The following is a 270-nucleotide window of genomic DNA, read 5'->3' as shown; positions in this document are numbered from 1 at the left end:
CGATGGTGTCCGGGGAAGAGAACTTCAACAACTACTTCACCGGCGCCGCATCGGTCACCGAACCGATCGCCAAAGAGCGTCTCGAGCGTTACGGATTCGACGACGAAGACGACTACCACCAGTGGGGCCGTTACGAGACCCGATTTGATCTGTCCCGGGAACCCAACGAGGGCAACCGATTCGGCTACATCGTGGAGGTCAACCCACACGATCCGCAATCCACACCGATCAAGCATTCGTCCATGGGCCGGCTCAAACATGAAGGTGCCA

1 protein-coding gene is annotated in these 270 nt (G+C 58.1%); it reads left to right on the top strand.

The window, feature by feature from the left end:
* The coding region (locus SB754_RS20460; protein WP_410784194.1) for an alkaline phosphatase PhoX at window positions 1-270 on the top strand (270 nt) is incomplete at both ends.

The organism is Leifsonia sp. SIMBA_070 (assembly GCF_046534635.1).
GTDB lineage: Bacteria > Actinomycetota > Actinomycetes > Actinomycetales > Microbacteriaceae > Leifsonia.
Note: the sequence above shows the minus strand (reverse complement) of the source record. Positions and strands in the feature narration are given on the sequence as shown.